This window comes from Microbacterium sp. NPDC055988 (assembly GCF_042269505.1).
Taxonomy (GTDB): Bacteria; Actinomycetota; Actinomycetes; order Actinomycetales; family Microbacteriaceae; genus Microbacterium.
The window spans coordinates 2,721,008-2,734,484 of record NZ_JBHJXY010000001.1 but is presented as its reverse complement, the minus strand read 5'-3'; the positions used below and the strand labels follow the sequence as shown (position 1 = coordinate 2,734,484).

The 13,477-nt window shown below is 68.3% G+C and carries 12 protein-coding genes; 3 read left to right on the top strand and 9 right to left on the bottom strand.

Translation table 11 applies throughout. From position 1 onward, the window contains the following. Nucleotides 1–60: 60 nt before the first annotated feature. Genes ACFC14_RS13030 through ACFC14_RS13020 form a run of 3 tightly spaced genes read right to left on the bottom strand, consistent with a single transcriptional unit; the run spans nucleotide 61 to nucleotide 2,738 of the window. On the bottom strand, nucleotides 61–981 hold the full coding sequence (locus ACFC14_RS13030) for a phosphodiesterase (protein ID WP_376105129.1): 921 nt from the start codon (nucleotides 979–981) through the stop codon (nucleotides 61–63). A gap of 54 nt (nucleotides 982–1,035) precedes the next feature. Continuing rightward, nucleotides 1,036–1,371, bottom strand: a complete 336-nt coding sequence (locus tag ACFC14_RS13025) for a peptidase (RefSeq protein ID WP_376105126.1) — start codon at nucleotides 1,369–1,371, stop codon at nucleotides 1,036–1,038. Next, a complete protein-coding gene (locus ACFC14_RS13020) occupies nucleotides 1,368–2,738 on the bottom strand; it encodes an anion permease (protein ID WP_376105123.1) in 1,371 nt (456 codons plus the stop codon). Before ACFC14_RS13020 ends, ACFC14_RS13025 begins: the two co-directional genes overlap by 4 nt. 156 nt (nucleotides 2,739–2,894) lie before the next feature. On the opposite strand from ACFC14_RS13020, the gene ACFC14_RS13015 reads away from it, so the two are divergent. Together ACFC14_RS13015 and ACFC14_RS13010 are read left to right on the top strand one after the other, a co-directional pair. Then, nucleotides 2,895–4,994, top strand: coding sequence for a S9 family peptidase (locus tag ACFC14_RS13015; RefSeq protein ID WP_376105120.1), 2,100 nt, complete (start codon nucleotides 2,895–2,897; stop codon nucleotides 4,992–4,994). 199 nt (nucleotides 4,995–5,193) lie between these two features. Then, nucleotides 5,194–6,045 carry a DUF559 domain-containing protein gene (locus tag ACFC14_RS13010; RefSeq protein ID WP_376105117.1) on the top strand — a complete coding sequence of 284 codons (852 nt, stop codon included), beginning with the start codon at nucleotides 5,194–5,196 and terminating at the stop codon, nucleotides 6,043–6,045. Nucleotides 6,046–6,152: 107 nt separating this feature from the next. Here the strand turns inward: ACFC14_RS13010 and ACFC14_RS13005 are convergent, their stop codons facing one another. The 6 genes from ACFC14_RS13005 to truB all read right to left on the bottom strand — a co-directional run bounded on the left by ACFC14_RS13005 (nucleotide 6,153) and on the right by truB (nucleotide 12,473). Next, the gene (locus ACFC14_RS13005; protein WP_376105114.1) at nucleotides 6,153–7,181 is read right to left on the bottom strand and encodes a 6-phosphofructokinase; all 1,029 of its coding nucleotides are present in this window, start codon (nucleotides 7,179–7,181) and stop codon (nucleotides 6,153–6,155) included. Nucleotides 7,182–7,385: 204 nt separating this feature from the next. Beyond that, on the bottom strand, nucleotides 7,386–9,530 hold the full coding sequence (locus ACFC14_RS13000; RefSeq protein WP_376105111.1) for a DEAD/DEAH box helicase: 2,145 nt from the start codon (nucleotides 9,528–9,530) through the stop codon (nucleotides 7,386–7,388). Between the two features lie 233 nt (nucleotides 9,531–9,763). Next, nucleotides 9,764–10,717: a bifunctional riboflavin kinase/FAD synthetase gene (locus ACFC14_RS12995; protein WP_376105109.1), complete on the bottom strand. Its 954-nt coding sequence runs from the start codon at nucleotides 10,715–10,717 to the stop codon at nucleotides 9,764–9,766. Further along, nucleotides 10,714–11,151, bottom strand: coding sequence for a hypothetical protein (locus ACFC14_RS12990; protein WP_376105106.1), 438 nt, complete (start codon nucleotides 11,149–11,151; stop codon nucleotides 10,714–10,716). The genes ACFC14_RS12995 and ACFC14_RS12990 overlap by 4 nt, the downstream gene beginning before the upstream one ends. A 57-nt stretch (nucleotides 11,152–11,208) precedes the next feature. Continuing rightward, nucleotides 11,209–11,577, bottom strand: coding sequence for a hypothetical protein (locus tag ACFC14_RS12985; protein WP_136043672.1), 369 nt, complete (start codon nucleotides 11,575–11,577; stop codon nucleotides 11,209–11,211). Further along, nucleotides 11,574–12,473, bottom strand: coding sequence for a tRNA pseudouridine(55) synthase TruB (gene truB / locus ACFC14_RS12980; RefSeq protein WP_376105103.1), 900 nt, complete (start codon nucleotides 12,471–12,473; stop codon nucleotides 11,574–11,576). The genes ACFC14_RS12985 and truB overlap by 4 nt, the downstream gene beginning before the upstream one ends. Before the next feature lie 107 nt (nucleotides 12,474–12,580). Between truB and ACFC14_RS12975 the strand changes: the two genes are divergently transcribed. Next, a complete protein-coding gene (locus ACFC14_RS12975) occupies nucleotides 12,581–13,477 on the top strand; it encodes an A/G-specific adenine glycosylase (RefSeq protein WP_376105100.1) in 897 nt (298 codons plus the stop codon).

Sequence of the window (13,477 nt, the reverse complement as noted above, 5' to 3'; positions counted from 1 at the left end):
TCACATCCTCGTGGGTCGTGGCGGGTGAGAAGGGTGGGGGATGCTGCCAGTCTACGCCGCTCACCAACCGGGCTTGCGGGAGAACGCCTCGAGTCGCTCCTCCGGCGTGAGGGCGGCCATCCGCTCCAGCCAGGCCTCGGAGAAGTAGTCTCCCGTCGGAGCCTCGGTCACCGGCACCACCGTGTGCGTGATCGTCTCCGGATACACATGCACGAGCTGGAACGCCTGCGCCGCGTCCATACCGTTCACCTCGGCGGACGGGCGCGCCACGTTCATCGTGTAGCAGGTGGCCGATGCGACGCTCACCGGGACGCCGGCGAAGGTGCCCTGGGACGAATAGTGCAGATGCCCGGCGAGGATGCCGCGGACATCTGTTCCGCGGATGACGGCGGCGAGCTCGTCCTGATGGCGCAGCTCCAGGATGTCGAAGAGTGGCAGATGGCTCGGGAGCGGTGGATGGTGCATCGCGAGCATGGTGCCGTGTGGAGCGGGGTCCGAGAGCACATCGGCGAGCCAGGACAGCTGGTCCTGATCGACGTCGCCGTGATGCCAGCCGGGGACGCTGGTGTCGAGGGCGATGAGACGAAGACCGTCGAGGTCCCAGACACCCGTCACCGGGTCTTCGGTCGGCTCCGCATCGAGCAGTCCCGCCCGCAGTGCCGGGCGTTCGTCGTGGTTGCCCGCGACCCAGATGAGCGGAGCATCCAGCTCATCCGCCACCGGCTCGACCGCGGCTCTCAGCCGGCGGTATGCGTCTGGCTCGCCCAGATCGGCGAGGTCGCCGGTGACGACGATCGCCGACGGGTGCGGATGCACGGATCGGATGGCGTCCAGCGTCCGGGCGAAGTTCGCTTCGACGTCGTAGCGGCCGCCGAGCCGGGCTCCCTCCGCGAGGAAGTGCGGATCACTGACGTGGATCAGCACATGGCTTGCGGGCTCATGGCGGCCGAAGGCGTACGTTCTCCCCGTTCCTGCGGACATGCCAACAGCCTAGGCCTCCGCACCGACGCTCGACGTGCCGGCGCCGCGCCCGGATCAGTGTCCGATGACGAGGAGCAGGATGCCGGCGATTACGGCCGCGGCACACAGCGCGAAGCAGCCGTACGCGCCGAGGAGTGCGACCCGCTTCTGCCCCTCGGTGAGCGGACTCTTCCGCGCGGCCTTCGCCGCCTGCTTCTCCGCGCGCTTCAGCTCTTTCTCGGTGATCACGGTGATGGCATCCGTGAACTCCGCAGGGCTCACCACCGGTGCGCGACCGCTGCGCACCAGCAGACGAAGACCGAGGGCGTAGAAGGTGACGATGGCGGCGGCGCCGATGAGCGCCGCGAGGAACACCTGGAGGAACGCGATCCAATCGATGACGACGTTCATTCCGAGTCCCCGTTCCGAATCGCGTCCGTGTTCTTCGAGGAAGAATCGACCTTGGCGCTCGCCTTGGCCTGTGCCTTCTTCTTCGCCTTGGCCTGCGCGTCCTTCTTCGCCTGAGCCTTGACCTTCTCACGGGCCTCGGCCCGGGCCTTCGCCTCCGCCTTGGCCTGCTGGATGCGCTGCTGGCGACGCGTCGGCGGCGGGGTATCCGGCAGTTCGATGGCCATGCCGGATTCGGCCACGTCACTCATGGCATTCGCCGACGTGACCGCGTTGCGGCGCGAGCGCATGAAGAGCCCGAGGATGATGGCCAGGGCGATGACCGCATCGATCGCCACACCCCAGTTGCCGAGCCAGACGACCAGAAGAGCAGCCAGAGCGCCGACGGCGCCCGCTGCGGGGAGGGTGAGGAGCCATCCGATGCCGATTCGACCCGCCGTCCGCCAGCGGACCGTGGAGCCTCTGCGACCGAGGCCGGAGCCGATGACGGAACCCGACGCCACCTGCGTGGTCGAGAGGGCGAAGCCGAGCGCGCTGGAGGCCAGGATGGTCGCCGCCGTCGAGCTCTCCGCTGCGAAGCCCTGCGCGGGCTTGACGTCGGTGAGCCCCTTGCCCAGGGTACGGATGATGCGCCAGCCGCCGAGATACGTGCCGAGTGCGATCGTGAATGCACAGGCGATGATCACCCAGAGCTGCGGTTCGTGGTGCACGCCGGACTGCCAGCCGATCGTGATCAGGGCGAGGGTGATCACACCCATCGTCTTCTGCGCGTCGTTGGTTCCGTGCGCGAGGGCGACCAGGGAGGACGTGAAGATCTGCCCCCACCGGAAACCGTCGCGACCGTCGGGCTTGCCGTCGTAGCGTCGCGTGACCGAGTAGGCGATCTTCGTCGCCGCGAAGGCGATGAGACCCGCGGTGACAGGGGCGATGAGCGCCGGCAGCACGATCTTCGAGAGCACCATGCCGAAGTCGATGCCGCCGAGACCTGCGCCCACCAGGGTGGCGCCGATGAGGCCGCCGAAAAGTGCGTGCGAGGAGCTCGACGGGAGCCCGAGGAGCCAGGTCAGCATGTTCCACGTGATGGCGCCGATGAGGCCCGCGAAGATCAGCGAGAGGAACAGATCCGCTCCCGCAGAGATGATCGCGTCCTCGCGGATGATGCCGCCGGAGATCGTCTTGGACACCTCGGTGGACAGGAATGCACCCACCAGGTTCAGGACGGCGGCGAGGAGGACGGCGGTCTTGGGCTTGAGCGCACCGGTGGCGATCGGCGTCGCCATGGCGTTCGCCGTGTCGTGAAAGCCGTTGGTGAAGTCGAAGAAGAGTGCCAGCGCGATGACAAGCACGACGATGAGGGCTGCGGTTTCCACCGTTCGCTTTCGGTCGTTTGAGGAAGAAGGAGATGTCGACGTGATCGACGTGACGAACGAAGAGTTCACCGTGGGTTTGACTTCCGTTAACCGGCCCCGGTGAATTCTCCCACCCTCCCCCGTGCCGGTCAACTCGACCTGGGATAGCGTGGGACGGTGACTGACGCTCCTCTCGCTGCCCGCCGCTCCGCACTTCGCACGCACCACGGTGACACGTTCGACGACCCGTACGAGTGGATGCGCGCGAAGGACTCCGCAGAGGTCATCGCGCATCTCGAGGCGGAGAACGCCCACACCGACGCCGAGACGGCGCACCTGGCCGATCTCCGCGAGCGACTCTTCGAGGAGATCAAGAGCCGGGTGCAGGAGACCGACCTGTCGGTGCCCACCCGGCGCGGCGACTGGTGGTACTACAGCCGCACCGAGGAAGGCGCCCAGTACGGCATCCACTGCCGGGCTGCCGCGGAACACGACGACTGGACTCCCCCCACGCTCGAGGCCGGCGTGCCGGTTCCCGGTGAGGTGATCCTGCTCGACGGGAACGTCGAGGCCGAGGGGCACGAGTTCTTCTCGCTCGGGGCGTTCGACACGTCGGACGACGCGACGAAACTGCTCTGGTCGACCGACTTCGAGGGGGACGAGCTGTACACGGTGCACGTGCGCGACCTCGTCTCGGGCGACACCCTCGAGGACGAGATCCCGAACACCGGCGGCGCGTTCTTCACTCCGGACGGCACCGGCGTCCTCTACACGACCCGGGATGAGGCGTGGCGTCCGGACACGCTCTGGCTCCACCGTCTCGGCACTCCGATCACCGACGACGTGCAGCTGTTCCACGAACCCGACGAGAAGTTCTGGCTCGGCGCAGGGATCACGCGCAGCCGGCGCTACCTCGTGATCGGGGTCGGTTCGAGCATCACGAGCGAGGAGTACCTCGTCGACCTGACCGGCGACCTGACCGCGGCACCCCGCCTGGTCTGGCCGCGCCGGGAAGGAGTGGAGTACTCGATCGATCACGCCGTGGTGGACGGCGAGGACCGGCTCTTCATCCTGCACAACGACGGAGCCCTCGACTTCGAACTCGTCTCGGTGGCGGCGTCCGACCCTCAGGGCGAGCGGCACCGGGTGATCGCCCACGAAGCAGGCCGACGTCTGCTGGGCATGGATGCGTTCCGCGACTTCGCCACGATCGAGTACCGCAGCGAAGGTCTCGAGCGTGTCGGACTGCTCGACTACGCCACGGATAAGGTCGACGAGATCCCCTTCGACGAGCCGCTGTACTCGGCCGGGGTGAGCGGGAACCCGGAGTGGCACTCCCCCTTCCTGCGACTCGGATACACATCCTTCGTCACGCCCGGCACGGTGTACGATCTCGACCTCGCCAGCCGCGAGCTGCTGCTGCGCAAGCAGGTCACCGTCCTCGGCGGCTACGACCCCGAACAGTACGGCCAGCGGCGGGAGTGGGCGACGGCCTCCGACGGGGTGCAGGTGCCGATCTCTCTCGTGTGGAAGCGGTCATTCGGAGAGCCGGGTGCGCAAGCACGTCCCGTGCATCTCTACGGCTACGGCTCCTACGAGCACTCGATCGACCCCGGGTTCTCGGTCGCGCGACTCTCGGAGCTCGATCGTGGCGTGATCTTCGCGGTCGCTCACGTGCGCGGCGGCGGCGAGATGGGCCGCCAGTGGTACGAAGACGGCAAGCTGCTCAACAAGCGCAACACCTTCACGGACTTCGTGTCGTGCGGCGAGCACCTGGTCGCGACCGGCGTGACCTCGCCGAGCCGGATGGTGGCCGAGGGCGGCAGCGCCGGCGGACTGCTGATGGGTGCCGTGACCAACCTCGCGCCCGAGCTCTTCGCGGGCGTCCTCGCCGGCGTGCCGTTCGTGGACGCACTCACGACGATCCTCGATCCCTCGCTGCCGCTGACCGTCATCGAGTGGGACGAGTGGGGCGACCCTCTCCACGACGCCGACGTCTACGAGTACATGAAGTCGTACTCCCCGTACGAGAACGTGCGCGACGGCATCCGCTACCCGCGCATCCTCGCGGTGACATCGCTCAATGACACCCGCGTTCTCTACGTGGAACCGGCGAAGTGGGTCGCACGTCTGCGGGAGGCTGGTGCCTCCGACGTGCTGCTCAAGTGCGAGATGGTCGCAGGGCACGGCGGCGTGAGCGGCCGTTACAACTCGTGGCGCGAGCGTGCGTTCGAGCTCGCGTGGCTGCTCGACACGCTCGGACTCACCGAGGCCTGATTCGACGCGGCCGCATCAGGCGATCCCGCCGAATCAGGCAACCCCCGCCCGAAATTGCCTGTTTCGGCACGATCGCCTGTCTCGGCTCTGCCGCCGGCGCGCGCGACGCCCTCTCCACAGATTGGCGCGCGGGGACGTCTCTCCCCCAGCGCGGGGACTGCGGCTCCGCCACGCCCGCCGGCACGGGCAAGCTGACCTCATGCCTGATCTGACAGCTGCGGAATGGGTGCGCGCGCAGAACGGCGCCGCGCACTCCTCCGCCCTCCGCCGTGCCGGTTTCACCGATCACGCGGTGTCGCGAGCAGTGGAGGACGGACGGCTTAGGCGTGTGCGCCGATCCTGGCTCCTCACCCCCGAATGCGACCCGAGGCGTGTCGCGGCTGCGAAGGTCGGCGGACGCGTGACCTGCGCGAGCGCGGCGAGTCTCCACGGCTGGTGGGAGCTGAAGACGGATGCCGTGCACGTCGCACTCGCGCACAGCGCATCGCGGTTCGATTCATCCGGCATCCTCGTCCACCGCAGCCAGGGTCCCGTTCCCGTGCATCCGCGCTCGACGGAGGAGCCTGCAATCAACGTCCTCTTCCAGATCGCCCGGTGTCTGCCCGAACCGGATGCCCTGATGGTCTGGGAGTCCGCGGTGCGCCGCGGCGGGGTCGACGTCGATGTCCTCGAGCGCGTCACGTGGCGCTCGACGGCGGCATCCCGTATCGCCGTGCTCGTCGGCGATCGCTCGGACTCGGGGCCGGAGACCACCTTCGTCTCCCTGATGCGCGGGATCGGCGTCGTCGTGCGCCAGCAGGTCTGGGTCGACGGACACCCGATGGACGGGATGATCGGCGACCGCCTCGGCATCCAGATCGACGGGTTCGCGCATCACAGCACGCCGAAGGATCGCCGCCGTGACATCCGCGCCGATGCGCGGCTGGTGCTCCGCGGCTACACGATCCTCCGATTCGACGTGCACCAGGTGATGAACGACGCCCGCTACGTCGAACAGACGGTGCTGACCGCGATGGCGCAGGGTCTGCATTGCCGTCGCGCGCACGCCTGAATGCCCGCGAGATCATGCAAACGGGCGGAATCAGGCATCTGAGCCGCGAAACTGCCTGTTCGCGCGGGATTGCCTGAACCGGCGAGCAGAGCGCCGCGCGAGAAGTCTCAGCCGAAGAGCGCAGCGGCCTCGTCGTAGCGGTAGCGCGGAACCGTGTTCAGCTCCCCGAGCGCGTCGGCGAACGGGACCCGCACGATGTCGGTGCCCTGCATCGCGACCATCTGACCCCAGGCTCCGTCGACGAGCGCGTCCGCGGCGTGGAGGCCGAGACGCGTCGCCAGCACACGGTCGAATGCGGAAGGAGACCCGCCCCGCTGGATGTGGCCGAGGATCGTGGCGCGCGTCTCGATCCCCGTGATGCGCTCGATCTCGGGAGCGAGCAGATCGCCGATACCACCCAGCCGCGGCCGGTTGAAGGCGTCGAGGCCCTTGTCGCTGTAAGCCTCGTCCATGCCGAGGAGCTTGAAGCCCTCGGAGACGACGACCAGCGGCGCGCGGCCACGGTCGTGGGCGCTGGTCACGAGCTCGGTGATGTCGACGATCGACATCGGCACCTCGGGGATGCAGATCACGTGTGCCCCGGCAGCCATCCCGGCGTGCAGGGCGATCCAGCCCACGTGGCGTCCCATGACCTCGGCGACCATGCACCGCTGGTGCGAGTCGCCGGTGGTGCGAAGCCTGTCCATCGCGTCCGTGGCGATGTTCACGGCCGTGTCGAAGCCGAACGAGTAGTCCGTCGCCTGCAGGTCGTTGTCGATCGTCTTGGGGACGCCGATGACCTTGATCCCGTCCTTCGCGAGACGGTCGGCCGCGGCAAGAGTGCCCTCGCCGCCGATCGCGATGATGCCGTCGATCTTGTGCCCGTAGAGGGTCTTGGCGATGTTCTCGGCTCCCCCGCGCTCGCCCTCGTAGGGGTTCGTGCGGCTGGTGCCGAGGATCGTGCCGCCGACCTTGGACAGGCCCTTCACCTCGTGGCGCGTGAGAGGCATGAAGTCGCCGTCGACCAGCCCTCGCCATCCGTCGCGGATGCCGACGAACTCCAGGTCGTACGTGGTGGTGCCCTTGAGCACGATGCCGCGGATGACCGCGTTGAGGCCGGGGCAGTCGCCGCCGCTCGTCAGGATGCCGATCTTCATGCTGGTGCCTACAGACGTTCGGGAGATATGGGGGAAATAGGCGACGCTGCCTTCGATCGACACTAGCGCCCCGGCTCCCCCCGCGCCATTCGATGCCGACGAAAACCGTCGATCTTGACAACGGGATTCGCCGATATCGATGAACTTCCCGATTCCGGTCGCCGGAGAGGGGAAACCAGCCTTAAGAACCGGTGTTCTTCACGCTCAAGCCGAGCCCAGGGCCTGACGAAGCAGGTGCATGAGCGCCGCCAGCTGCACGGGCTCCGCGGCCGACTCCTCGACAGCCTCGCCGTCGAGCGCGCGAGCTGCGAGGCCTTGCTTCTGATCGATCAGCTCCGCGATCTTGGTGTCGATCGTATGCGCGGCGATGATCCGCCACGCGGTGACCGGCTCGTCCTGACCGATGCGGTGCACGCGGTCGATCGCCTGCGTCTGCTCGGCAGCGGTCCACGACAGTTCGGCGAGCACGACGTTCGACGCCGCCTGCAGGTTGAGCCCCACGCCGGCAGCGGTGAGCGAGCAGACGGCGATGCCCACCGCGGGATCGCTGTTGAAGTCGTCGATCGCCTGTTGACGTGTCGTCGAGGTCTGGTCGCCTCGGATCGACACCGACCGGATGCCCGCGGCGGCGAAGTGCGCCTCGGCCTGGTCCATCACGTCGATGTGCTTCGCGAAGAAGACGACCTTGCCGACCGAGCGCTGCAACTGGGCGGCGTAGTCCGCGGCCAGCGGCGCTTTGGCCTGACCGATGCGACGGACCATGGTGAAGACGTTGTCTCCCCCGGTGCCGGCGGCCTTCGACTCCTCGAGCTCGTTCTGGGCGACGAGACGCACGATGTCCTCGTCGATCTCTCCGGGGGCCAACCCACGGTCGCCACGGGCCTCGATGATGCGGCGGTAGCGAGCGGCGAGCCGCTCCCCCAGCTCGCGCTCGGCCTGACGGATGCTGCGTCCGAACTCGTCGTCGAGCTGCACCGGCAGATCGGCGATCAGCTTGTCCGGCAGGTCGGCGGCGACGTCCTTCTTCTTACGGCGGACGATGCCCATCGAGATGACCGCGTCGCGGGCTTCGGGGTAGAACGCCTTGTCGGCCGGGGTGAACCCGGTCGCATCCAGCTTCTCCATCAGCTCGGGACCCGGCTTCTCCCCCGTGGTCCACCCCAGGAAGCGCCAGATCGCGTCGAAGTCCTCGACGTCGTTGATCAGCGGGGTACCCGTGAGAGCGAGCATGAGCGGATCGTGTCCCGGGGTGCGCTCACGAACCTGCGCGGCGAGCGACAGCACGTTCTGTGAACGCTGCGAGGAGAGGTTCTTGATGAAGTGCGCCTCGTCGACAACCATTCCGCGCAGACCGATCGAGGCCAACCACGACATGTGCCGGTCGAGGATCTCGTAGTTCACGATGAACACGTCGGCGAATGCGTCGATGTCGGTGCCATCGCCCTGGATGACCGTGGCACGCCGCTGCGGTGTCCACCGCTCGACCTCGCGCGCCCAGTTCATCTTCACGACATTGGGCACCACGACCAGCAGCGGATAGGCGCCGGCGACGGATGCGGCGAGCACTGACTGCGCCGTCTTGCCGAGGCCAGGCTCATCGGCGAGGAGGAAGCTGCGGTGGCCCGCCTTCACCGCCTCGAGGAATCGCGACTGATGCACCATGACCTCGAGGCCCTTGGGCGAGATGTGGTCGTACTCCGGCGCGGGTGGCAGATCCATAGACGCAGCGGATCCGCCGGCGCCGGTCTCGAAAGCCTTGTACAGCGGGCCCATGAGCTCCCAGCCGTCGAGGCGGCGGCGCGGGGTCGCGGCAGGTCGCGGCGTCAGGTCGGGAGCGAGGAACGGGTTCGCCAGCTGCCGGGACTCGACCGAGGGCGGGGTCACCTGTCGCTCGGCGATGGCCGCGGGGATCGTGGAGATCTGGACAGGTGCGGCATCGGCGATGATCAGCTCTTCGGGAGCCAGCTCCGCGCCGGATTCGAGCAGCCAGTCGCGTCGCATGCGCTTGGCCACCGGCGACGTCGCCTGGTCGGCCTCGAGCAACTGGATGAGCGAGGTATCGCGTGCAGCCGTCTTGGCGAGGATCGTGGCCACACCGTCGAGCCGCTTCAGCAGCTCAGCGCGTGCAGGATCACCGATCTCGGCGTCCGCCTTCACTCGGGCGCGCTCCTCACGCACCAGGAACGCGATCACCTGGAACTTCACCCGATTGGTCGGGCCGAGCTTCCCTCGCTGCGACTTCGCCTCGATCTCGCGCACCTTGCGCGCGAGGATCGGGATGAGGGGTGCCTCGTCATCTCGACGGGACGTCTTCTTGCGCCGTGTGGTGGCGGTTGCCGTGGTCGGCATGCTCCTCCTGAGCGTGAAGGCTCCGGCTTCCCCATGAAGCCGCGGGCCGTTCTCGATGTCCGCGTGTGGCGTGAGCCAGGACCGTACGAACAGTGGGTCTTCTTCCCGTCGAAGCACGCGAGAAGCGTGAGAATCGGCGGGAGCCGAGTCCATTCTATGTCATCCGACGCGACACCTGCGGATCGCCCACGCCGAGTCGTCCGAGGAGGGGCGCGGACGGCGACGGGCGGAGACTACTCGAACGTGACGCCGAGAGCCCGGGCAGCTTCCGTGACGTCCGCCCCCATCTGCTCCATCAGCTTCTCGATTCCCTCGAACGCCACCATGCCCCGCAGCCGCGCCACGAACTCGACCGTGACGTCGTGTCCATAAAGGTCTAGCCCGGTCTCACGCAGCACATGCGCCTCGACCTGCCGCACGAGGACGTCGTCGAAGGTCGGATTCGTGCCGACGGAGATCGCGGAAGGATGACGGATGCCGGTGTCGTGATCGACGAGCCACCCGGCGTAGACGCCGTCGGCGGGAACGAAGGCGTCGACGATGGTCGAGAGGTTGGCGGTCGGAAACCCCAGCTCCCGCCCGCGCTTGAGGCCGTGAACGACCTCGCCACGGACATCGGGATAGCGCCCGAGCACGGTGGCCGCCGATGCGACATCTCCCTCCATCAGCAGTTCACGGATCCAGCTGGACGAGACGCGTCGCGTGGAGCCCGGAAGGTACACGTCGTCGACGACCTCGACGGAGAAGCCGTAGCGGGGGCCGAGCTCGCGCAGCAGGTCAGGGGTGCCCGCACCGCGGTGCCCGAAGCGGAAGTCCTGGCCGACCAGCACGGTCGATACCTGCAGGGCACCGACGAGGATGTCGACGACGAAGTCCTCGGCGCTGCGGGCGGCCATCTCCTCGTCGAACGTGAGCACGAGGGTCGCGTCGAGCCCGAGGCCACCCAGCAACTCGAGTTTGCGATCGACGGTGACGACGTTCTCGGGACACCGATCCGGGCGGATGACGGCCAGCGGATTGCGGTCGAAGGTCACGGCGACCGCGCGGCTCCCGGTGGACGCCGCCGTTTCCTTCAGCCTTTCGATGACCGCACGATGACCGGCGTGGACACCATCGAACTTGCCGATGGCGACCGCGCTCGGCCCGAATCCCGCCGGAACCTCCTCCGGGCTGCGGAACACGATCACGCGTGCACCTCGGTGGGAACCGCGGCGTCGATGGGGCGGTGCGTGCGCAGCCACCAGATCCCGAACACCGGGAGGACCAGGGGGATGAACAGGTATCCACGCCCGAACAGCGACCACACCGTCTCGTGCTGGAACAGCGCCGGCATCAGGATGCTCAGCAGCCCGACGACGAGCACACCGGTGAGCTCGAAGACGATCGCGACCCAGGCGACGGTGTACCACCCGCGACGACGGGCCAGGATGAGCGCGAGGGTCGCGAGGATGTAGACGACGGCAGCGAGTGCGGAGAGGGAGTACGCCAGCGGCGCCTCGTCGAATCGACGGACGATCTGCACGAAGCTGCGGCCGGTGGCCGCCAGCGCCATGACGGCGTAGACGATCACCAGGACGCGACCGATTCCGGTCATCCGAGTGGAGGGGGCGGTGGAGCTCATAGCGCATTCCATCCTAGAGCCGCGGGAGGGAGGCGGACTCCGCCACGACGCCTCGCGTCACGCGATCTGGACGGTCCAGATGACCTGCATGCGCCATAGCATGATCGCGATGGCGAGTGCCGCGACTCCGAGGATGACCGTGCTCCACCGGCTGCGCTCCATGAGCGCCCACAGCACGGCTCCGATGGGAAGGAGCACCGCCGACACGAGATAGACCCAGTACTCGAGCAGGTCTCCCGTGGGCGGGTTTCCCGCGAGCGGTGCGACGATCGCGACGATCACCTGGACGACGAGCAGCACCTCCACGAGGGCGAGAGCACCGACGCTGATGTCGCTGGGTCGACGCCCACTCAGCCCGGCGACGACGCAGAAGACCCCGGCAGCGACGGCGACGGCGATCTGCGCGATCGTCAGCCACAGGATCATCGGTCACCCTCGGGCATGTTCATGGCGCTCTTCAGATCGGCGCCGCGCTTCTCGACGATGCCCACCAGGACGCCGTCCGGGTCGATGGCCGCGGTGTTCGCTCCTGCGCCGTCGAGGCGACCGGCCTGATCGAGGAGTCGCTTTCCGTGACGGAGATCGCGTGCCTCCTCGGCCGACACGTCGAGCACCGGAAGGATGCGGCCGGCGGCGGCGGCGGGAGTCAGTGTGCGGGCCCCCTCCAGCGAATCCAGGCCCAGGGCGTCGCTCACCTCGAACGGTCCCACTCGCGTGCGCCGCAGTGCGGTCAGGTGCCCGCCGACGCCGAGGGACGCCCCGAGGTCGCGGGCGAGAGACCGGATGTACGTGCCGGACGAGCAGTCGACGATCACATCGAGGTCGAGGAAACCGTCCTGCTGTCGCCGTGCCGACACTTCGAAGCGGGAGACCACGACATCCCGCGCCGCGAGCACGACCTCTTCGCCCGCCCGCACCCGATCGTATGCACGCCGGCCGTCGACCTTGATGGCGGACACCGAGCTGGGAACCTGCGAGATCTCGCCGGTCAGAGCCAGGATGCCCGCGTCGACCGCGGCATCCGTGACAGCGCTCCACGCCTCGGGTTCGGCGGTGGCAAGGATCTCGCCCTCGGCATCGTCGGTCCCAGTGCTCTGCCCGAGACGGATCGTCGCCTCGTAGGTCTTGTCCGCGCCGACGATGTAGGTCAGCAGTCGGGTGGCTCCTTCGATGCCGATGACGAGGAGTCCGGTCGCCATCGGATCGAGTGTGCCCGCGTGGCCGACCTTCCGCGTGCCGAACGCCCGCCGCGTGCGTGCGACGACGTCGTGGCTGGTCATCCCAGCGGGCTTGTCGACTAGGAGGATGCCGGGCGAGACCATCCCCCCAGCCTACCGACGACGCGCGCGCCACCTGTTCCGGGCCGACCCCGGTGTCCAGCCGTGATCCGCCGAACGGCAAGGGCTCGGGGCTCACGTACGCTGGAGGAATGCCCGGACCGCAGGCCTCTTCCGATGTCGTATCGCGCCTGCCCAGGTGGTACCGATCAACCGCTCGCGACCTGCCGTGGCGCCGCACCGAATTCCATGACGAGTTCGGCGCGTGGGGTGTTCTGGTGAGCGAGTTCATGCTTCAGCAGACCCCGGTCGCAAGGGTCATCCCGCATCTCGAGGCGTGGCTTGCCCGATGGCCCACGCCGACGGCGATGGCCTCTGCCTCGGCAGCGGAAGTCGTGCAGCAGTGGGCCAACCTCGGATACCCGCGTCGCGCGCTCTGGTTGTTCCGGGCAGCCGTGGAGATCACCGAGCGTCACGGCGGGGTCGTGCCCCGCGACGTCGATTCCCTCCTCGCCCTGTCCGGCATCGGCGACTACACGGCCCGCGCCGTCGCCGTCTTCGCCTACGGCGACCGGCACCCCGTCGTCGACACCAACACGCGACGCGTGCTCGCGCGCGCTGTCGAGGGCCGCGCCCAGCCCGGCGCCGCATCACGCCGGGACCTCGATCTGATGGCCTCACTGCTCCCGGACGACCTCGATCAGGCCGCGGTGTTCAACGCCGCGATGATGGAGCTCGGCGCGACCGTGTGCACGGCGCGTTCCCCGCGGTGCGAGCTGTGTCCGCTCGCGGGCGGCTGTGCGTGGCTGGCAGCCGGCAGGCCGGACACGGGGGACGAACGTCGTCGCCAGGCCGCCTACGAGGGTTCGGACCGGCAGGCGCGGGGTGCCGTGCTGCGGCTGCTGCGCGATCGATCTCCCGGGGCCGTGCCGCTCGACCTGGTTCTCCCTGACTGGCCGGACGCCCGTCAGCGGGACCGCGCGATCGACTCGCTCATCGCCGACGGCCTCGCCGAAGCCGATGGAGCCACCCTCTCGCTGCCGCGCTGA